This is a genomic window from Alteromonas sp. AMM-1, from assembly GCF_047290655.1.
Classification (GTDB): Bacteria; Pseudomonadota; Gammaproteobacteria; order Enterobacterales; family Alteromonadaceae; genus Alteromonas; species Alteromonas mangrovi.
In genome coordinates this window covers 1-19,669 of the sequence record NZ_JBLBUE010000057.1, presented here as the reverse complement: position 1 = coordinate 19,669, position 19,669 = coordinate 1, and the positions used below count along the sequence as shown (strand labels likewise).

Here is a 19,669-nt window from a genome sequence, read left to right as displayed (position 1 = left end):
TCAGTACGATACATTTACCCTGCCTAACCAGGTGGAAGTGATGCTGGTATCCGATCCCGCCGCAGAAAAATCCGCTGCCGCACTCAGCGTAAGCGTTGGCTTGTTGCACGATCCGATGTCGCAACAAGGGATGGCGCATTACCTTGAGCACATGTTGTTCCTGGGCACCGAGCGCTTCCCGGATACCAAGGGTTACACTGACTTTATGACGGCCAATGGCGGACAGCATAATGCTTATACCTGGCTGGACATCACCAATTACATGTTCAAGGTAAATAACGAAGGTTACCCTGAAGCACTCGACCGTTTTTCCGACTTTTTTAAAGCGCCCAAGCTTTACCCAGAATACACAGAGAAAGAGAAAAACGCCGTAAACGCCGAATGGTCGATGCGCCGTGAAATGGACTTTTTTGGTCAGTTTAAACTGGCTCGCAGTCTGATGGGCGACCACCCTGCAAACCGTTTCTTAATCGGTAACCTGGAAACCCTGGGCGACAAAGAAGATAGCAAGCTGCACGCTGAAACCGTGAAGTTTTACGACCAGTACTATTCGGCCAATATCATGAAAGTGGCGATGATCAGCAACCGCCCACTTAGCGAAATGAAAGCGTTGGCAACCCAGTACTTTGGCGATATTAAAAACAAGGAAATTGCTGATCCGGAGGTTACCCAAACCCTGGACTTCGACAAAGTGGGTGGTAAACGCATTCACTATGTACCTAACGAAGATGTTAAACAGCTGAAGATTGATTTTACGATCACCAATAACAGCGATCAGTACGCCTCTAAACCAAACAAATACCTTACCTACCTGATTGGTTCAGAAATGCCTGGCACACCGGCTTACCAGCTCAAAGCCATGGGACTTATTTCGAATCTGATGGCCAGTGCCTCACCTGATATGTACGGCAACTATGGTTCATTCAGCATTGATATTGATTTAACCGATGCTGGTATGCAAAACCGTGAAGCTATTGTGGCTGTGGTAATGCAGTACATCGACCTGATCCGCGAAAAAGGGGTGGACGAAAAATACTTCAGCGAAATTAAAACCAGCCTGAATAACCAGTTCCGCTTCCTGGAAAAAGCCGACGAATTTGGTTACGTCACTAATTTGGCAGCGGCTATGCAAAATGTGCCGGCCAAATATGCCGTATCGTCACCGTTTTATTACGAAGCGTTCGATGCAAAATCGATTAACGATGTACTGGCGCAATTAACGCCTGAACATTTGCGAATTTGGTATATCAGCAAAGGCGAGCCGTCAGACAGTCAATTGCACTTCTACGATGGCAAATACATGGTGGCCGACATCAGCGATGAAGAAGTGGCCAGTTGGCAACAAGCGCCGCAAATTCCTTTGCAGTTACCAGCAGTAAATAACCTGTTACCTGAAAACTTTGACATTAAAACCACAGCAAGCAAAGCCAAGCCAGAGTTGGTAGTAGACAAGGATGGCATTAAGGTATGGCATTACCCAAGCAACGCGTTTGCCGACCAGCCGCGTGGCGAGCTGGAGATTTATATTAACAATGGCAAAGCAGAAACCGACATTAAAGCCAATGTACTTACGACGCTTTGGAAGGATTTATATGCCTTGCAACAAAGTGCACTCATGACAGAAGCCAACATTGCCGGGATGGGTGTTAAGCTTCAGGATGGCAATGGGTTGCGTTTATCTCTTTCAGGCTTTACCGATAAACAGCCTCAATTACTCAAGCAAGCACTGGAAGCATTGGTGGTTGATGTGAACGAACAAAACTTTGCTCAGGCGGTAGACCGCTTCGTTCGCGGCCTGCAAAACGAAGGCAAGCAGTTCCCGTTTTATCAGGCTTTTGATGCGTATAGCCGTTTGGTTCGCAAAGGTAACTTTAACACTGAGGCGTTAATTGCAACGGCACAAGCCTTGAAACCATCGGATTTGACCGACTTCATGCCTGCCTTACTGGGCGAGCATCAGTTACGCGTATTTGCGTTTGGTAACTACGACAGCAACGACCTGAACAATGCCGTTGCGCAAATCACTGCAGCACTGCCACAAGACCGTAAAATCATTGCTTATGATTACCGAGACTTCTGGCTACCACAGGCGGGTGAAAAACTGTTGTGGCAACAGGATTTGGACGTAGCCGATGTGGCGATTGTTGATGTTGCGGTGCACCCGCAAGCCGGTTTTGACGCTCAGGCTCAGGCCGCGGTGCTGCGCGGACACTTCCGCACAGCGGCATTTGATAAGCTGCGTACCGAAGAACAGCTGGCTTACGCCGTGGGTGGCACAGCCGTGCAGATTGGTGAATACACTGGCTTTGCCATGTACATTCAAACACCGGTAAAAGACGTAGCATCCATGCAAGCGCGCTTTGATACCTTTAAGCAAGAGTACCTTGAGCAGCTTAACGGCATGACTGAAGAAACGTTCGAGCAGCTAAAAGCCAGTACGCTGGTTACGCTTAAAGAGCCGCCGAAGAACCTACAGGACGAAGTCAATCCTATTATCACCGATTGGTATAAGGAAAATTACAACTTCGACAGCAAGGAAAAGCTCATTGCCGCCGTAGAGAACGTAACGCTTGAAGGACTGAAAGACTTCTACGCGAAGACCATGCTGAACAACGACGCTGCCAGAGTGTCAGTGCAGATGCGCGGTACGAAGTTTGCCGACAAACCATTTGCAGGTTTGGCTGGAGCGAAGCCGATTGCGGATCTGGCAACTTTCCACAGTAAAATGAAAACCCAGTAGTACTACTCAGTGTGAGTTTTGTTAACTGATATCGATAAGGCCCGCTGAATCAGCGGGCCTTTTTATTCGTTATACAGAAAAGGACACACGCATTGCAGGCAAGCTGTTATACTGCAAACAGATTATAAGGAAGATCCATAGACTATGAGTAAAGATCCGCATTTTGAGCGGGAAAAATCCAAATACGAGAATCCGGTAGCCAGCCGTGAATATTTGCTGGAAACACTGAAGAAATATGGCAAACCCATGTCATTCATGGATATTTGTCACAGTGTAAATGCCTTGGATGAAGACAGTCGTATTGGTATTCAACGCCGATTACGCGCCATGGAGCGCGAAGGGCAAATTCAGTTTACCAAACAAAAGCGTTACGCCGTGCTTCAGCAGGAGCAGTTGTTTCGCGGGCATGTGATTGGCCATCGCGATGGCTACGGTTTCTTGCGTCCGGAAGATAAGTCTGGCGATTTGTTTATCAGTGCCGGGCAAATGCAAAATCTGTTACACGACGATTTTGTGGAAGCCAGAGAAAGCGGTACCGATCGCAGAGGCAAGCGCGAAGCTTTTATCAATCAGGTGATTGAACCGCGTAAAGAGCCCATTGTTGGCCGTTACTTTACCGAACACGGGATGGGGGTTGTGATCCCGGACGACAGTCGAATTAATCACGAGATCATTATTCCACCTGAGCATACCCATGGCGCCCGTCAGGGGCATGTTGTGGTAGTGGAGATCACACAACGTCCGCGCAAACGGGTAAACCCGGTTGGCCGTATCGTTGAAGTACTGGGCGAGCACATGGCGCCCGGTATGGAAATCGAAATGGCCCTGCGCACCTTCGATATTCCTCATCAGTGGCCCAAAGGGGTGACACGGCAGATTGAAGGGCTAGGCGATACCGTAGACGAAGAAGCCAAAGTTGGGCGTGTCGATTTACGCCAGTTACCTTTGGTGACCATTGATGGCGAAGATGCCCGGGACTTCGACGACGCGGTATTTTGTGAACCACTGGATGACGGCGGTTGGCAGCTTTGGGTTGCTATCGCCGATGTAAGCCAGTACGTGCGCATGGGCACAGCACTCGACACCGAAGCGTTAAACCGGGGTAACTCCGTGTATTTCCCCGATCAGGTGGTGCCAATGCTGCCGGAAATTCTGTCGAATGGCCTGTGCTCGCTGAACCCGGAAGTTGACCGCTTGTGTATGGTATGTGAAATGACCATCAGTCCTCAGGGGCAGCTCAAGCAATACCAGTTTTATGAAGCGGTAATGAATTCGCATGCCCGTTTCACCTACACCAAAGTGTGGCATATCCTGGAAGGGGATAAAGAGCTTCATCAGCGCTATGCTGAGTTTGTGCCGCACCTGCGCAACTTACACAATTTATATCGCGCGTTGAAAAAAGCACGGGGCCTGCGCGGGGCCATTGAGTTTGAAACGCAGGAAAGTAAGTTTGTATTCAATGCTCAACGCAAAATTGAAAACATTGTGCCCATTGAGCGTAACGATGCGCATAAGCTCATTGAAGAATGCATGATCATGGCCAACGTGAGTGCAGCGCAATTTATTGAAGCCAACAAGGCCCATGCTCTGTTCCGCGTTCACGATAAGCCCGATGCCGACCGCTTGGCAGCGTTTACGGCCTACCTGGGCGAAATTGGTATTCCGCATCATATTACCGATGGCGCAGCGCCAGCCGACTTTACCGATGTGGTTACCAAAACGCGCTTCCGGCCTGATCAGGAACTGATTCAAACCATGTTGCTGCGTTCTATGAAACAAGCCATTTATGACGGTGAGAATATCGGTCACTTTGGTTTGGCACTGGACGCTTACGCGCACTTCACCTCTCCCATTCGCCGTTACCCTGACCTAGTGGTGCATCGCACCATCAAAGCGATTCTTAAGAAGAAAGGGCAGCACGTGAGTGGCGCAAAAGCCTACAGTGCAGAAGAAATTGAGCAGCTCGGTGAGCAGTGTTCAATGACCGAGCGCCGTGCCGATGACGCTACCCGGGACGTAGCAGACTGGCTAAAATGCGAGTTTATGCAGGACCATGTAGGCGAGACCTTTGAAGGTGTAGTGAGTTCGGTAACGGGCTTTGGTATTTTTGTACGCATCACCGAATACCATATCGATGGCCTGGTGCATATTACCTCGCTCGATGACGACTACTATCGCTACGATGATGTGAAGCAATGCCTGGCGGGCGACAGCGGTGCTAGACAATACCGCCTTGGCGATCCGCTGCTGGTAAAAGTGGCCGCTGTGAATCTGGACGAGCGTAAAATTGATCTAATCCTCGACAGCAAATGGGTAAAAGCCACCACAGGCAAAAAAGTGAAAGTAACCAAAAAACGGGAGCCTCGCAAAACAACCGACGTCAAAGGTAGTCGAAGTGCGCCCAAATCAGCCCCGTCACCAAGAAAACGCGGCTCGAAGAAACCCGATAAAAACAAAGGTAAGCGACGTTAATGGCACAACAAGAGTGGCTATATGGCCTGCATGCACTGCAGGCAGTAATCGACAAAGAACCCGAACGCCTGATTGAAATTCTGGTGTTAAAAGGCCGTGATGACGCACGCCTGCAATCTATTGTAAACGAAGCCCGTCGAATGGGCGTGTCAGTGCAGTTTTGCAACCGCAAGGTACTGGATGACAAAGTAAGCGGTGAACAGCATCAGGGCATTGTTGCCCGGGCGAAGCCTGCGAAAACCCTGGATGAAAGTGACCTGGATTACCTGTTGGACAATACCGATTCACCGCTGCTGCTATTTTTGGACGGTGTAACCGATCCGCATAACATAGGTGCATGCTTGCGAACTGCAGATGCTGCCGGGGCGCATGCGGTTATCGTGCCTAAGGATAAATCCGGCGGCTTAACGGCTACGGCGCGCAAAGTAGCGTGTGGAGCCGCTGAAGTTGTACCTTTTATTCAGGTGACTAACTTGTCGCGTACGCTTAAACACATTCAGGAAAAAGGCGTGTGGGTTGTAGGTACCGCTGGCGAAGCAGAACAGCTGATATACGATTGCAAACTCACCGGTCCTACTGCACTGGTAATGGGCGCAGAAGGCAAAGGCATGCGCCGCCTTACCCGTGAACATTGCGATGAGCTGGTTAAATTACCCATGGCTGGCAGTGTGTCGAGTCTGAACGTGTCGGTGGCTACCGGCATATGCCTGTACGAAATAGTGCGACAGCGCACCCTTGGCTAGTTGAGTAAACAATGACGCCGGCGGTGTTAGCCAATTGGTTGCAGGCCATTAATGAACCTCATGTCATTTTGGGGTACGGTAGCCTGATGAATGCCGATTCGCGCAACCGCCACTCCAACATTCCCCATCATGGTATTGCAGTGAGTGTGCTTGGGTTTGAACGGGCGTGGGTAACGCGCTCGTTGCCAGAACAGCAAACCTATGTTGGCGCATATCAATGTGCAAACGCGCGGTTAAATGCACAGTTAGTCCCTTCTCACCTTGATCCCAGTATTCAACAGCGCGAACAGGACTACCGGTTTACCCCTGTGAGCACTGACCAGCTTCGTTTGCCTTATGACGATACCGTAAATGAAACGCTGGTGTCCTGGTTATCTGAAAGACAAGTGTGGATATGCGAGACCTTGCAAATCCATCCAGCCGATAATGATTTTCCGGTTTATCAGAGTTACGTGGATACCTGTCTGGCGGGGTGTCTGGAGCTGGGGGGCGAAGCCATCGCCCGCGAGTTTATTCAGTTAACTGCTTGTTGGGAGCATCCCCGAATAAACGATCGTGAATCGCCAGAATATCCCAGGGCAGCTAGCGTTAGCCGTGCTGCCCAGAACATCATAGATGGACTATTGCATGAATACGGTTATTGAATCTGCGCGTTTGCGATTTCGCCAGCTTACTGCTGACGATGTAGACTTTGTACTGGCAATTACCAGCGATCCGGACTGGTTGTATTTCATTGGCGATCGCGGCGTTAAAGATCCCGACCAGGCCAGACAATATATCGATACCTCGCACAATAGCTTCAGCCAGCAGGGATACGGCCTGTGGGTGGTGGAAAGTGATGTTGTTGAAGGCGATAGCCGGGTGGGGCTGTGCGGCTTTTTACAGCGGTCGTTTTTAGCTTGCCCTGATTTAGGTTACGCGTTTCTGCCTCATGGCAGGGGGCAGGGATTGGCGCTGGAAGCGGCTACCCTGGCGCTTAAATGGGCAAAACAACACAATCTGCATGGGCAGATAAGCGCTATATGCCGTTGTGACAATCAGCGGTCGTTGCAATTGCTGGAAAAGGCCGGATTTACGTCCATGGGTAAGTTTTTTCAGCGCGGTGTGCCCGCACATCAATTCTTTTTAATCTCCATTGATAACCAAGGCGCTTCTTACGCTAAATAGCTGTGATGTCTGGTGAGTCGGTATAAACTGGAAATTGGTTAAACGTTAGCGGAAGAACAGTGTTACTCAGCCTTTGTTAACCTGCGCGCGTTTAATTTAATGGCAAGTGCACTTTCTCAACTATCCTTGGTCGAAGTGTGCATACAGGATTAACTCCCTCCGGTTGATTAACTGATTCCGCATAGAACAAAAGGATTTGAAATGAGTGTTTTTAAAACTACGCGTCACTTGCTGTTTGCCGCCGTGGCATTGTTATCTTGCAGTGCACAGGCTTTGCCAAATACTGACAACACCAGTATTGAAGTGTTGACTGAACACGCAAAACAAGGGGATTTTGAATACGTAATATCCGCACTGGAAGCTGTAAAAGGCAAAACAGTCGAGCAATATAATTTGCTCATATCCGCACTGATGAATACCGATCCGGATGACGCCGAAGACGCGGCCGAAGAGTTCATTACCGCACATAGCAAAGACTACCGGGCTTACCACATGCACGCCAGTGTAATGGGCGCGCAAGCCTCCAACAGTATTTTTTCCGCGCTGGGTTATGCCAGCAAAGCGAAGCTGAGCCTGGAAACCGCCGTTGAGCTAGCACCCGACAACGTGGAAGTATATCAGGCACTGATGCAGTTTCATTTAATGGCGCCGTCGATAGCGGGTGGCGACATGAAAGAAGCGGAAAAGCTTACCGACAAGATTGCCAGTATTGATCCTCAGGAAGGGCAGTTTGCTAAAGCAACCTATTATCTTCAGGACAAGCAGGAAGACAAAGCCAGCGCCATTTATACAGCGCTAATTGCTCAGGACGATACAAAAATACGTGCAGGCTTAGAGTTGGGAACGCACTATTTGCTGGCTGAGCGCTACTCTGATGCCTTCAATGTGTTGTCTGTGCTATTAACTGCCGAAGTTAACACCATTGATGATAAAGCGTCAGATAAATGGGACGCTTATGAAGAGAACAAGCGTTATTTGCTGTATGGCAAATACCGGTTGGGCTTACTGGCAGTAAAAAGTGGTGAAAATGCCCAAACAGGCATTGCGGCGCTGGAACAATATATCAGTGAATACACCGCCACCAACATCGATACCGCATCTCTACCGGGGCTGAATTGGGCCTATCTGCGTCTGGCAGAGCTTCAGCTCAACATTAACGAGATAGAAAAAGCCAAATTTACCCTTGCCAGCATTAAAAGGGAAGACGACAAGCGTTTCGCCTCCCTGCTCAGTGATCTGAAAAAGCAGATTAAAAAGAAAGCCTAGTGTGAACCAGCCCGGTTTATTCGGGCACTCTGCTATGCGAATTGGTATTAATTCGTTTGATAGTAAAAGCTGTTGTCTGAGATTTTATGCACGATATCGTATTGGAGCCCCAGGTGATTGTAGTCGCCGGAGGCGGGAATGGCCGTTGAATGAAACAGCACAGCCCCCCAGTGATTATCTGCGATGCCACCAAAGACAATGTTTATGCTCTGCTCATTTATTTTAGCGATGGCTGCTACCTTGTGGCTGGCCATCATCTCTCTGAGCTGAACGGTGGTATTGGCCAGTAACAGCAAATCCGGTGCCTCATCCGGACTAGCCATTTGAAAATTAGCCGACGGTACAAACCCGGCCTTCTCCGACGGATAATAGGTGATCAGCTGTGTGGGGCTATAAAACGTGTTATTTACCCTAAACACCTCTGGCGCAGTTTGCTGAACAATAAATACCTGGGCATTTTGGCGTAATAATGCAATGTCGTCTGCGGAATCAGCAATAAAGCGTTTTATGTAATCGATTCGTTCTTGAGTGCAATCCTGCTTTTTGCAAATAGTCAGCGCAGGCAATTGAGGCAATTGTTCGCGGGTCACATTTAGCATTCGGCTGCCGAATACGCCAAAGCTGAAATTCGCAAAGGCTTGTTTGTCTTCGTTACGGGTAAACTTAGTGGGCCGGATTTCCAATAAGTTGAATGGGGTAAAAGAAGGCAGGTACGCAAGCGGTAAATTGGTTTGGGGCAGAAGGGTGTCTATGTGTTTAAGCAGCGCGCGGTATTCACTGTCCATCTCATCAGTAAAAAAGTCTGGTTTGGCCGCGTGCGCAAAAATGGCGATAAAAAGGCCACAGCACAATACAAAACATCTAATCATTAGTTAATTCAATTCCCTGTAAAATCAATACTCATTGCTGAACTGTTCGCTCACTCTAAACCAAATAGACGTCAGCGTTAAGTGGGTATTGGTGTTAGCTTGCCCGAGCCCGATTGTTACAATCATGTTGCATACGTATTCTTATTGAGTGAAAGGGCTTTCCAGCCTAGGGTTAGCGTCTGTTATTTTGCTCGGAACACATATCATGTTTACTGCTTTTGTTCGTTCGTTTGGTTGTATGGCTTTATTATTTACCTGCTGCTTTCCAACCGTACTGCAAGCAAAGCCTCTCGCGCAAGTTAAGCCAGACGTACAGGCCGACACCTTCGTGCATCTTTTTGAATGGCGTTGGCCCGATATTGCTACTGAGTGTGAGCACTTTTTGGGCCCCAATGGCTACCACGCAGTGCAAGTGTCGCCGCCCAGTGAGCATAGAGCTGGCCCCCAATGGTGGACGCGCTACCAACCGGTGAGTTACGAACTGATTAGCCGTAGTGGTGATCGCGCAGAATTCACCAATATGGTACAGCGCTGTAACGCGGCCGGTGTTGATATTTACGTGGATGCTGTGATCAATCACATGGCAGCAGGTAGTGGCAGGAGCTTAACGGGCACCCCATTTACCCGAAAGCAGTTTCCAGACTATACCCCTGGTGATTTTCACCCCGATTGCGGGATCACCAACTACCGCGACCGAAACAATGTTCAGCAATGTGAGCTGGTGGGGTTAGCCGACTTAAAAACCGAAGCGCCTGATGTACAGGCGCGCATTGCGGCTTATTTAAGTGATTTGGTGAACATTGGCGTAGCCGGATTTCGCATCGACGCGTCCAAGCATATGGCCGCAAACGACATCAAACACATACTGGCGCAGGTTCAAGGCGCACCCTGGGTATTTCAGGAAGTCATTGATCAGGGTGGCGAACCTATTCGGGCATCTGAGTACACCGGTAATGGGGCCGTCACAGAGTTTCACTATTCACTGGCCATTGGCGAGGCATTTGGCAATGGCACATTAGCGTCATTGCGACATGCCGTGGCAACCGACAATTGGCTGGCATCAGGCGACGCGGTAGTCTTTGTTGATAACCACGACAATCAGCGCGGGCATGGTGGTGGCGGACACGTTATTACCTTTGTGGATGGCGCATTGTACGATTTAGCGAATGTGTTTATGCTCAGCTGGCCTTATGGGTATCCCAAAGTCATGTCGAGTTATGCTTTTCAAGGTGACACCGACGCGGGGCCGCCTTCGTTAGCTGTTCACGCGAGTAGCCAGCCAGCCTGCTTTGAAGACACATGGCAGTGCGAGCACCGGCGCCCGGTTATCGTGGGGGCAGTAGACTTTCGACGCAATACGGCTGACCAGCAAATGGTAACCAACTGGTGGGATAACGGCGGCAACCAAATTGCCTTTGGGCGGGGTAGCGCCGGGTTTGTTGTCATTAATGCTGGGGATACGACTCTTAGTACCGCCCTTGAGTCATCAATGGCGCCGGGACGTTATTGCAACATACTTAGCGGTAAACCGGATGCCAAAACGGGGCAATGCCGGGGCAAGGAAGTGCTGGTGGATGAACGCGGCAGAATTCAGGTTGCCGTGCCCGCACAAAGTGCGATAGCGATTCATCACAACGCCAAACCCGGTGGTTAAAAATGGAATTCCAGAACGTAATTCAACACCACAGAAGCAGAATCAAACAGGACGCATAGCGCTATGTCAGAGTTATATAATTTAAACGATAAAGTGGCCATTGTTACCGGCGGTGGAAAGGGACTGGGTTACACCATTGCCGAAACGTTGCTGCGAGAAGGCATGCAGGTAGCAATTTGTGGCCGTACTGAAAAAACCATCACAGACGCGGTTGCCAATTTATCGGCCCAATTTGGCGAGCGCATTTTGGGCGTAGTGTGCGACGTTGGTGATGCTCAACAGACCAGCCGGTTTGTGGAGCAGGCAATCAATCGCTTTGGTGATATTCACGTACTAATCAATAACAGCGGCTTCGGTAAGGAAACCCGAGTGTGGGAAACCAGTGAAGCTGACTGGGACGAGGTAATGAATACCAATGTGAAAGGCACTTTTCTGATGTGTAAACACACCGTGCCCGCCATGATTGCCAATCGCGAAGGGTATATTCTGAATATTGCTTCGCAGGCTGCTTTAAACGGCTATGCAAAAGCCGGCGTGTATTGTGCTTCCAAGTTTGCCATGGTGGGTTTGGGTAAAGCGCTGCAGGAAGAAGTTCGAGAGTATGGTATTCACGTTCATTCCCTGAACCCGGCATTAATTCAATCAGGTAAGCAACCAGGGGACGCCATTGATTCGGGACTGATTCAGAACGAGGATATTGCGAATATGGTGGTGTATTTGCTTAAGCAACCGCGCAGATTGAAAATTGATAATATTGGTATGTGGGGTTTTTAGCCCTGAGAAACCGATTCTTTCTTGAAATTTCGCATCCCAAAGCGCAGTATAAATAATATACGCTATAGTTTAAGTACCCTGGTTTCTGAACGCCAGCATTAAGCTAAGTAGTAGTGCTGGCAAAAGATTTTACTTCCACAACCTAGTGAGGGATGCACTAGTGGCCATGATTTCTGGCATCAAGCAATCTCTGTTCTCCGCTAATCGGCGCGAGGGGCATGCGCTCACCGTGTTGGCCATTGTATTGTTTCTGCTGTTTGATTTTATTGCGTTGTCGTTAAACGTGTGGTTGTCGTATCGCATCGAACAACAGGCAATTAATATTAACCTGTCTGGCCGCCAGCGCATGTTAAGTCAGCGCATGGTCAAAACACTGCTGCTCATGGATAAAACGGTCAGTGACGAAGCGCAATACTCCGAGTATCTGGAAGAATTGCGCGATACGTTTAATCGATTTGATTTGACCCTTGATGCATTTCACCGCGGAGGGCGGACGTTGTCTGCTGAGTCGGAAATGATTCAAATCGAGCCACTTACCGGTGACGAAACCCGCACAATTATGAATCAGGCACTGTTGGAATGGGCGCCTTTGCGGCAAAAAATTCGCCAGCTAATCGGGCGGGAGTTCGACACCGCATTACTGCAACAGGCAAATGATGTCGCGCAGCGAAAAAACCTCACCCTGTTGGCGCTAATGAATGGGCTTACTATAGAACTTGAGCATGACACTCAACTTGAAGCCCAGCGAATTCGCTTCTTTCAGGGCCTGGCTTTCCTGTTAGCGCTGATCAATTTTTCTGTTGCAATTGTTTTGTATCGTCTCCGAGTGCGCAAAGCACACCATACCCTCGATTTAATCGACAATATTATGAATCGCATTGCCAGTGGCATCGTAGTTGTTGACCAAAACGGGGTAATTGTTCGCGTTAACAGGGTAATGGCTAAAATGAGTGGCTTTTCACAGAAAGAGTTACTGAACAAAAAGTTATCGGTATTACTGGGGGAATTTGAAGGTAAACCGTTTGGACTTAAAAAGCAGGGGGAGCGCTACCACTGTAAAATTGAAATCAGCAATGTATCGCTCAATAACAAGCCTGCTAAGGTGTATACCGTTATTGATGACACAGAAGCCGTCGCGCAAAAGCAAGAGCTGACGCAACTGGCTTACCATGATCAGCTGACCAATTTGCCAAACCGGCATTTATTTAATGATCGTTTGGAGCAGGAACTAAAGCGTTCTATCAGGCGCGGTGAGAAAATGGCCGTGTTGTTTGTTGATCTTAATGGGTTCAAAGAGGTAAATGATAAACACGGGCATAAATTTGGCGATGTGCTACTGGGACGTGTTGCAATGCGTATGCGCGATGCCGTGAGAGAATCTGATACTGTTGCCCGAATAGGCGGCGATGAATTTACATTATTGCTTACCGATGTCTCTCACTTTGAACAGTGCAAAGCACTGGTTGAAAAAATCTTGCGAGAAATTTGCAAACCTTATTTAATTCATGAATTAGTAGTTGAAATTGGAGCAAGTATTGGTGTGTCGTGTTTTCCGCACGATGCAAATAATGAAGCCGATTTAGTCAGTCTGGCCGATAAGGCCATGTATAAGTCAAAGGCAAGTGGCGAAAGCCGAATCACTTTCGCCAGCGAATGGTTAACAAATACAAGTTTATAGTTCAGGCAGCAAGGTCACTTTGTGCAGAATAATGGGTTCAACAGGGGCATCGGCAAAGCCGAGCAGGGCCTTGTACTCCGTTTTTACTGCACCCATGGCATCTACCACTTCATACCCTTCTACCACTGCACCAAAAACGGTGTAGCCCCAGTTTTTACCAGGATCCAGACTGTCGTTCTCATCGAGATTAAAGAAAAACTGGCGGGTAGCAGTATGCGGATCGTTTTGACGCGCCATGGCTACCGAGTAGAGAGAGTTTTTTAAGCCATTACCGGATTCATTGTAAATTTCAGGAAACGAGGGCTTTTCCTCAAAATCGACGGTGTAACCCCCACCCTGTACCACAAACCCGGGAACAACTCGGTGAAAAATGGTGTCTTCGTAACTGCGTTTATCCACATAGCGCAGAAAATTGTTCACTGTAATAGGCGCTTTGCGTCGGTCCAGTTCAATAACAATGTTACCCATGGACGTTTCCAGTTTTACTTTGGGGTAGTAGTTGTCGGGCTGAATTTGCGAGCCGTCATCAGCCTGTTTGGCGGCCAATACTGGCAATGAAATTAACGCAAAACACAAAAATAGCGTTCTAAGCATAGGGATTCCTTATCGTTTAGCGGCGCTGTAAATAACAAATTTTCTATCGTTAGCGAGGGTTGTTACACCACCGAACAAGCGCTTGAGTTTAGGGTAATAATCTAGATGCCGGTTGGCTACCACTATCAGATGGCCGCCTTTGTTTAGCAGTTCGTAGGCATCATGGAACATTTGCCAGGCAATATGATCGGTAATGGTATTTTGCTGGTGGAATGGCGGGTTGCAAAATACTTTGGTAACCGTTGGTCTGTCCGAACGGTTCAACAAGGCTTCCAGGCAGTTACTTGCCACAAACTGGCACTGCGCCAGTTGATGGGGGAAATTCGCTGCGACGTTGTCTCGGGCCGATTCAATTGCCATGTAGGATTCATCTACAAACGTTACGGAGCTCTGGGGGGCCAGCGTCAGCGCATTCAAACCTAACACACCATTGCCGCAGCCCAAATCCACAACGTGATCATGATTGGCAACTGACATGTGCTCAAGCAGTAATCTTGCACCAATATCGAGAGACTGACGCGAGAATACATTAGCGTGATTGCTAACGCTTACACTGTTCCCCGTGGGTAATTTGCACTGCCAAACAGTGGGGTAAGGTGAAGCCATCTCTCTGCTGAGCCTGACAGGATCGGGTGAACAAAATATCAGGCGCGATTTTTTCTTTGCCAGTGAGGTATTTGTAGGGCCCAGGTATTTTTCAAATAAATCCAATACGCCCCGGGTAACCGATTTAATTTTTGCCGCCGCAATAATACGGGTGTCTGGCATAACAACACTGCGTAGCTGAATAAGCTGGTGTTCCAGCAAGGCCAGCGTGCGCGGGATTTTAATGAGCACCAGAGCCGGTGCGGCTGGCAGTGCGGTAAGGCAATCAATCGCAGAGATCGCGTTACATGCGTTAGCCTGAAGGTTTTCGCTCAGCGATAAACGGGCAATGGTAGAGTCACTTACCCAAACAGGTTGTTGTTCAGCAAAAAAGGTACCGAGTGATCCAAAATCATCATTCATGATTATCCAAGGCTGACCTACAGGTACACTCTGTTCGGTTAACAGGTGTTCGATGAGCAGCTCGTCGGCACTGTCCCAGGCCTGCAGGCTTTTATGTTGGTGTTTGGCCGGATAACGAATCAAGGTTAGTTGCCGGTCAAATAGTGTAAACTCTGTGTTCATGAACGCATTTTATCTTGGTGTTAAATACTGTGCAGTCTGATCTTTTTCTCTCGCCCGCCCAGGGGCTCAAAGCACTGCCGCTAAGAGATGCCCGGGTGAGTTACCAGCCGGACTGGCTGAGTGAGCAAGAAGCATTAACATTACATGCTCAATTACAGCAAAGCTTGCCCTGGCGGCAGGATACTATCAAATTGTACGGTAAATCGGTATTGATTCCACGCCTGCAAAGCTGGCATGGTGCAGCGCATTGTGAATATACCTACTCAGGTTTGCGTATGATACCTCATCCGTTCACCCCCTTGTTAGACTCATTAAGGGAGAGGCTTACTCGCGAGCTGGATACACAATTTAACTGCGTGCTGGCTAATTGGTACAGAGACGGACAAGACGGCATGGGGCTGCATGCTGACGACGAGCCGGAGCTCGGGCCCGAACCGGTGATCGCATCCATTTCGTTAGGCGCTGAACGCAAATTCAGTTTTAAACATTTACCCAGTGGTGAGCGCACCGATATGCAACTGGCCAATGGCAGTTTGCTGGTAATGGCGGGTCAAACACAACGTTTTTATCATCATGGGTTGAGCAAGACGCGCAAAGTCATTGATGGTAGAATCAACCTCACGTTTCGCTATATTGCTCCTCACTTATGCAAGTAAATGCTTTTATTGAATCGCAACTCAATACACACCTTCAGCCGGTATTTCTGGATATTCAGGACGAAAGCCATCAGCACAATGTCGCGCCCGGTGCTCAAAGTCATTTTAAGGTAACGATTGTATCAGATGCGTTTGAGGGGCAGCGCCTGATTGCCCGGCACCGACAAGTTAATGCCTTGCTGGCTGACGCATTAGCCGGACCGGTGCATGCGCTGGCGTTACATACTTACACACCTCAGGAATGGACTGCCCGTGGCGAGCAATCCTTTGCTTCTCCGGCCTGTCGCGGTGGCAGTAAATCAGGCTAGCAGCTACAGCAGGTTCCGCGACGCCAACAGATCAAACGCTACAATGGTCACCGGTAACGACAGCAGGGTGGTAACTGCAATAATACTTGCTGCCAGCCGGTGGTCGCCGCCCAGACTTCGTACCATAACGTAACTGGCGGCGGCCGTAGGCGAAATCGCCATCAGCAGTACAATGCCCAAAGGCATACCCTGTAAACCTGCAAAATAGGCAATCCCCACCATAATAGCCGGGTACAACACACACTTACTTAGCGTGCTTAAGGAAATGTTAAACCAGTCATCGCTGAACGATCGAAATTGCAGTGATGCTCCCGTGCAAAGTAACGCCAGTGGCAGTGTTAACTGCGCGAAGTATTTACCGGTGGTAATGGCAATGCCCGGCAGTGACCAGTTGAAATACGAGAACGGCAGTGCACAGCAAATAGCAATGATCAGCGGGTTTTTAACAATGCCGGACAGTTGCTTTGTAAGTGAGCGCTTACCTTCCTGGTAGAAGTTTAAAACAAATACACTCAATACATTAAACAGAATAGTTACCAGACCCAGATACACCGAAGCCGCGGCGAGTCCATCGCTGCCATAGGTATTGGCGCAATAAGCCAGACCAATGATCCCCATATTGGCTCGAAAGCCGCCTTGGGTAACCACGCCTTTTGCATTAGGGTTGGCAACCAGCACATGACTTAATCCCATAAACACCAGGAAATAACCCAGGGTGCCGGCAAGCCCGATACCAATAAGCAATGGATTTGCGGCATGGCTGAAATCAGCCTGACTGATTGATAAAAACAACAACGCGGGCAGGGCAACGGTAAATACCAGTTTGGATCCCGTTGCAACAAACTCGTCGTTGATCAGTTTGACGCGGATTAACACGTTACCCATTACCAGCAACGCCAGTACGGGCCCGATAACGGTGATCGCAAAATCGATAGTGGAGGACTGCATGAATAGTTTGGTGGTTCGGAAAAGGTTACTTCGTAGCTTAACACTGAACCTTTCACATTATCAGTGTTATTGATGTACCTGATCACCTAAAGCCTATTGATTTGTCCTATATATCTGCAATTCAACGAGGATAGGTCGTTGACTATATTTACATAAGCGGCGTTATACCTGATGTTATAAAGTAACAATTTCAGGAGATAAGCATGCAGAGCCGGCGACAACTTTTAAAAACATTTACCACGCTATCACTTGGTGGATTATCTCATTCAGTATTCGCCAGCGGTGAGGATTCAACAATAAATGAACTTGTAGATTTACTTCACACCAATGCATCACCTCAAGCAGTGGCAAGTGATGAGTCTTATTGGAACAAAGTGTCGCGTTATTATCTGAAGGGAACTGATACCATCAACCTTGAACAAGGCTATTGGGGGAAAATGGCACTGCCGGTCGAAGACGAATACATTCGATTGACCCGGAAGATAAATCAGGAAATGGCCTGGTACGCCAGAAAACATTGGTCGGATAATTTTAAGCAGGTGAAACAAACTGTGGCCAGGGCGTTAGGTGCAGAAGTAAACGAAATTGCGTTAACCCGAAATGCCACCGAATCGTTTGTGAATCTGATTACTCAGTATAAAGGATTGCAAAAACAGGACGCTGTTCTTTGGGCCGATGTTGATTACCCGAGTTTTCAGCACATGATGCAATGGCTAGCCAATGAACACAAAGTGGAAGGTATCGCACTATCCTTGCCTTCATCCGGTAGCAAGCAGGATTTCATTGATGCCTATACCGCTGCATTTCAACAACATCCAAATTTAAAGCTGATGTTGTTAACTCATACCAGCAACCAACACGGTTTAACGTTGCCCGTAAAGGAAATTGCGGCGCTGGCTAAATCAAAGGGGATTGATGTAATTTGCGATTGCGCGCAATCCTGGGGGTTGGTTAATTTTAAAATGGACGACCTTGGCGTAGATTGGGCAGTATTTAACTTGCACAAGTGGATTGGGTCGCCTGTTGGCGTGGGTGCTTTGTACATGAAGGCAGGCACACTTGAGCGAGTTTCACCGTTCCCGGGAGAGGCAGGTGGAAATGAATCAGCACAGAATCGAGTGCATATAGCTACGTCTGACTTCGCCGCGTTTCTTGCAGTGCCCCACGCCATTGCATTTCATTTTGCCATTGGGGGTGAAAACAAAGCTGAGCGGTTACGTTATTTGCGCAGCCGCTGGGTTGATGTAGCGAACACGCTGCCAAACATTGAAGTGCTGGGTGCAGCCGACGTTGACGGTAGTTCAGGTATGGGGGGATTCAGAATTAAAGGCCAGGTGACCCAGCCGCAGGTCTCGGCGCTTCAACAACGCCTGGAAAACGAGTTTGGCGTATTTACAGTGGTGCGCCAGGATCTCGCCAGTGGCTGTAATATTCGTGTTACGCCACAGGTGTTTACTACGTTAGCGGAAATCGATACGTTCGCCAATGCGTTGATTAATATCGATAAAGCATTGTAATAAAACGTTTCTGTATGATAACTGGATAGGTGGCTAGCTCGAGGTATACTCGCGATTTATACTGGCCACCTGCACCTGATAATCCTGATACCAGTTTTGTTTTCCCTGCTGCTGGGCGGCTTTGTGAAGCGGATCGTTTTTCCAACGTATTACGCTGTCTTCGTCTGGCCAGTAGGATAACGCAATCTCTTTGTCGCCTTCACACAGCGCGGTAAATTCGAGGCAACCGTAGTGGTCTAAAGCCAACTGGCGCAGTTTGCCTGCTTGTTGCAAATACTCGTCATCGAGCTGTTTAACGGTGGCGCGAAAAATAACAACTATCATTGTGGTGCGTCTTTTAACACGGCCTTTAATCCACTTTGCATCAGGGCTTCCCGGCGGTTGTTGATCATGATGCGCGAAATAACTAATCCCGCAATCAGGGCTACCACAGGCACCCAACTGGCAAATCCCACCGCAACGTAAAGCACACCGCCAATACCAACAATCCACAGCAACGGAATTAACCAGCTGTAAAGGGTATAGCTGCGCAGGGCAGAAGGCGTAAAAGCTGCGGCCTTTGCTTGCTCAAGTATTTTAAACTGTTCGTGACGTTCGCGTTGGGCGATTTCAGGGAAATGGTCGATGTACTCTTTAATATCCATAAGATGCGATCAGGTTGTTTATTCGCTGCCAGTAAATCGAATATCAGGTGGCTGGTCAAGTTCAGGCGGCATTTATTAACAAACTGTTAAAGGACAAATTCGCCTGGCAGTGGTAGGATCGCCGACCGTTTTTTAATCACCCACTGAAGAAGCAAACATGTTTGACATAATCTCCAGTAAAGACAGCAACATCAAGAACGATGTGCTATCCGGGATAACGGTAGCGCTGGCACTGGTGCCAGAAGCCGTTGCCTTTGCCTTTGTGGCAGGTGTAGAGCCAATGATTGGCCTGTACGCCGCTTTTATGATGGGTTTGATCACGTCTGCCATCGGCGGTCGCCCTGGTATGATTTCCGGTGCAACCGGTGCCATGGCGGTGGTAATGGTTTCGCTGGTTAGCCAGCACGGTGTGCAGTATTTATTTGCCGCGGTAATACTCGCGGGCTTACTGCAAATACTCTGCGGCGTA

Annotated in this window: 19 protein-coding genes; 13 read left to right on the top strand and 6 right to left on the bottom strand. The window is 48.7% G+C overall.

The annotated features are described in order from the left end of the window. From ACLR2L_RS10910 to ACLR2L_RS10885, 6 genes are all read left to right on the top strand, one after another. Positions 1–2,740 (top strand): insulinase family protein (locus ACLR2L_RS10910; protein WP_413368176.1); only part of this gene is annotated, 2,740 nt, incomplete at its 5' end. Positions 2,741–2,884: 144 nt separating this feature from the next. Beyond that, entirely contained in the window at positions 2,885–5,212 is a 2,328-nt protein-coding gene (rnr, locus tag ACLR2L_RS10905; RefSeq protein ID WP_413368174.1) for a ribonuclease R, read from the top strand. Beyond that, the gene (gene rlmB, locus ACLR2L_RS10900) at positions 5,212–5,955 is read left to right on the top strand and encodes a 23S rRNA (guanosine(2251)-2'-O)-methyltransferase RlmB (protein WP_413368172.1); all 744 of its coding nucleotides are present in this window, start codon (positions 5,212–5,214) and stop codon (positions 5,953–5,955) included. Before rnr ends, rlmB begins: the two co-directional genes overlap by 1 nt. Positions 5,956–5,966: 11 nt before the next feature. Then, entirely contained in the window at positions 5,967–6,599 is a 633-nt protein-coding gene (locus tag ACLR2L_RS10895) for a gamma-glutamylcyclotransferase (RefSeq protein ID WP_413368170.1), read from the top strand. Further along, entirely contained in the window at positions 6,583–7,122 is a 540-nt protein-coding gene (locus ACLR2L_RS10890; protein ID WP_413368168.1) for a GNAT family N-acetyltransferase, read from the top strand. The genes ACLR2L_RS10895 and ACLR2L_RS10890 overlap by 17 nt, the downstream gene beginning before the upstream one ends. Positions 7,123–7,323: 201 nt before the next feature. Next, positions 7,324–8,388 carry a tetratricopeptide repeat protein gene (locus tag ACLR2L_RS10885; protein ID WP_413368166.1) on the top strand — a complete coding sequence of 355 codons (1,065 nt, stop codon included), beginning with the start codon at positions 7,324–7,326 and terminating at the stop codon, positions 8,386–8,388. Positions 8,389–8,435: 47 nt separating this feature from the next. Here the strand turns inward: ACLR2L_RS10885 and ACLR2L_RS10880 are convergent, their stop codons facing one another. Next, complete coding sequence (locus tag ACLR2L_RS10880; protein WP_413368164.1) at positions 8,436–9,257, bottom strand: hypothetical protein; 822 nt, start codon at positions 9,255–9,257, stop codon at positions 8,436–8,438. 205 nt (positions 9,258–9,462) lie between these two features. Here ACLR2L_RS10880 and ACLR2L_RS10875 point away from each other — a divergent pair, with 205 nt between their 5' ends. The 3 genes from ACLR2L_RS10875 to ACLR2L_RS10865 all read left to right on the top strand — a co-directional run bounded on the left by ACLR2L_RS10875 (position 9,463) and on the right by ACLR2L_RS10865 (position 13,363). After that, positions 9,463–10,911, top strand: coding sequence for an alpha-amylase (locus ACLR2L_RS10875; RefSeq protein ID WP_413368162.1), 1,449 nt, complete (start codon positions 9,463–9,465; stop codon positions 10,909–10,911). A 63-nt stretch (positions 10,912–10,974) separates the two neighbouring features. Next, positions 10,975–11,685, top strand: a complete 711-nt coding sequence (locus ACLR2L_RS10870) for an SDR family oxidoreductase (protein WP_413368160.1) — start codon at positions 10,975–10,977, stop codon at positions 11,683–11,685. A gap of 166 nt (positions 11,686–11,851) precedes the next feature. After that, positions 11,852–13,363, top strand: coding sequence for a diguanylate cyclase domain-containing protein (locus ACLR2L_RS10865; protein ID WP_413368178.1), 1,512 nt, complete (start codon positions 11,852–11,854; stop codon positions 13,361–13,363). Here the strand turns inward: ACLR2L_RS10865 and ACLR2L_RS10860 are convergent. Together ACLR2L_RS10860 and ACLR2L_RS10855 are read right to left on the bottom strand one after the other, a co-directional pair. Continuing rightward, entirely contained in the window at positions 13,358–13,957 is a 600-nt protein-coding gene (locus tag ACLR2L_RS10860) for a peptidylprolyl isomerase (protein WP_140958543.1), read from the bottom strand. The genes ACLR2L_RS10865 and ACLR2L_RS10860 overlap by 6 nt on opposite strands. 9 nt (positions 13,958–13,966) lie before the next feature. Beyond that, positions 13,967–15,127, bottom strand: coding sequence for a methyltransferase (locus ACLR2L_RS10855; protein ID WP_413368158.1), 1,161 nt, complete (start codon positions 15,125–15,127; stop codon positions 13,967–13,969). A gap of 29 nt (positions 15,128–15,156) precedes the next feature. Here ACLR2L_RS10855 and ACLR2L_RS10850 point away from each other — a divergent pair, with 29 nt between their 5' ends. Further along, the gene (locus tag ACLR2L_RS10850; protein ID WP_413368156.1) at positions 15,157–15,783 is read left to right on the top strand and encodes an alpha-ketoglutarate-dependent dioxygenase AlkB family protein; all 627 of its coding nucleotides are present in this window, start codon (positions 15,157–15,159) and stop codon (positions 15,781–15,783) included. Continuing rightward, positions 15,774–16,091: a BolA family protein gene (locus ACLR2L_RS10845; protein ID WP_413368154.1), complete on the top strand. Its 318-nt coding sequence runs from the start codon at positions 15,774–15,776 to the stop codon at positions 16,089–16,091. Before ACLR2L_RS10850 ends, ACLR2L_RS10845 begins: the two co-directional genes overlap by 10 nt. Before the next feature lie 3 nt (positions 16,092–16,094). Here the strand turns inward: ACLR2L_RS10845 and ACLR2L_RS10840 are convergent, their stop codons facing one another. Further along, a complete protein-coding gene (locus ACLR2L_RS10840; protein WP_413368152.1) occupies positions 16,095–17,039 on the bottom strand; it encodes an AEC family transporter in 945 nt (314 codons plus the stop codon). 203 nt (positions 17,040–17,242) lie between these two features. Here ACLR2L_RS10840 and ACLR2L_RS10835 point away from each other — a divergent pair, with 203 nt between their 5' ends. Next, positions 17,243–18,556: an aminotransferase class V-fold PLP-dependent enzyme gene (locus ACLR2L_RS10835; RefSeq protein ID WP_413368150.1), complete on the top strand. Its 1,314-nt coding sequence runs from the start codon at positions 17,243–17,245 to the stop codon at positions 18,554–18,556. A gap of 33 nt (positions 18,557–18,589) precedes the next feature. On the opposite strand, the gene ACLR2L_RS10830 is transcribed toward ACLR2L_RS10835, so the two are convergent. Together ACLR2L_RS10830 and ACLR2L_RS10825 are read right to left on the bottom strand one after the other, a co-directional pair. Then, a complete protein-coding gene (locus ACLR2L_RS10830) occupies positions 18,590–18,880 on the bottom strand; it encodes an antibiotic biosynthesis monooxygenase family protein (RefSeq protein WP_413368148.1) in 291 nt (96 codons plus the stop codon). Then, the gene (locus tag ACLR2L_RS10825) at positions 18,877–19,200 is read right to left on the bottom strand and encodes a hypothetical protein (protein ID WP_413368146.1); all 324 of its coding nucleotides are present in this window, start codon (positions 19,198–19,200) and stop codon (positions 18,877–18,879) included. The genes ACLR2L_RS10830 and ACLR2L_RS10825 overlap by 4 nt, the downstream gene beginning before the upstream one ends. 157 nt (positions 19,201–19,357) lie before the next feature. Here ACLR2L_RS10825 and ACLR2L_RS10820 point away from each other — a divergent pair. Continuing rightward, on the top strand, positions 19,358–19,669 hold a 312-nt coding region (locus tag ACLR2L_RS10820), incomplete at its 3' end, for a SulP family inorganic anion transporter (RefSeq protein WP_413368144.1).

What these genes read in the sequence shown, in the direction of transcription:
- rnr (WP_413368174.1), top strand. Translation starts at nt 2,885, where the DNA reads ATGAGTAAAGATCCGCATTTTGAGCGGGAAAAATCCAAATACGAGAAT.
- rlmB (WP_413368172.1), top strand. Translation starts at nt 5,212, where the DNA reads ATGGCACAACAAGAGTGGCTATATGGCCTGCATGCACTGCAGGCAGTA.
- ACLR2L_RS10895 (WP_413368170.1), top strand. Translation starts at nt 5,967, where the DNA reads ATGACGCCGGCGGTGTTAGCCAATTGGTTGCAGGCCATTAATGAACCT.
- ACLR2L_RS10890 (WP_413368168.1), top strand. Translation starts at nt 6,583, where the DNA reads ATGAATACGGTTATTGAATCTGCGCGTTTGCGATTTCGCCAGCTTACT.
- ACLR2L_RS10885 (WP_413368166.1), top strand. Translation starts at nt 7,324, where the DNA reads ATGAGTGTTTTTAAAACTACGCGTCACTTGCTGTTTGCCGCCGTGGCA.
- ACLR2L_RS10880 (WP_413368164.1), bottom strand. Translation starts at nt 9,257, where the DNA reads ATGATTAGATGTTTTGTATTGTGCTGTGGCCTTTTTATCGCCATTTTT.
- ACLR2L_RS10875 (WP_413368162.1), top strand. Translation starts at nt 9,463, where the DNA reads ATGTTTACTGCTTTTGTTCGTTCGTTTGGTTGTATGGCTTTATTATTT.
- ACLR2L_RS10870 (WP_413368160.1), top strand. Translation starts at nt 10,975, where the DNA reads ATGTCAGAGTTATATAATTTAAACGATAAAGTGGCCATTGTTACCGGC.
- ACLR2L_RS10865 (WP_413368178.1), top strand. Translation starts at nt 11,852, where the DNA reads ATGATTTCTGGCATCAAGCAATCTCTGTTCTCCGCTAATCGGCGCGAG.
- ACLR2L_RS10860 (WP_140958543.1), bottom strand. Translation starts at nt 13,957, where the DNA reads ATGCTTAGAACGCTATTTTTGTGTTTTGCGTTAATTTCATTGCCAGTA.
- ACLR2L_RS10855 (WP_413368158.1), bottom strand. Translation starts at nt 15,127, where the DNA reads ATGAACACAGAGTTTACACTATTTGACCGGCAACTAACCTTGATTCGT.
- ACLR2L_RS10845 (WP_413368154.1), top strand. Translation starts at nt 15,774, where the DNA reads ATGCAAGTAAATGCTTTTATTGAATCGCAACTCAATACACACCTTCAG.
- ACLR2L_RS10840 (WP_413368152.1), bottom strand. Translation starts at nt 17,039, where the DNA reads ATGCAGTCCTCCACTATCGATTTTGCGATCACCGTTATCGGGCCCGTA.
- ACLR2L_RS10835 (WP_413368150.1), top strand. Translation starts at nt 17,243, where the DNA reads ATGCAGAGCCGGCGACAACTTTTAAAAACATTTACCACGCTATCACTT.
- ACLR2L_RS10830 (WP_413368148.1), bottom strand. Translation starts at nt 18,880, where the DNA reads ATGATAGTTGTTATTTTTCGCGCCACCGTTAAACAGCTCGATGACGAG.
- ACLR2L_RS10825 (WP_413368146.1), bottom strand. Translation starts at nt 19,200, where the DNA reads ATGGATATTAAAGAGTACATCGACCATTTCCCTGAAATCGCCCAACGC.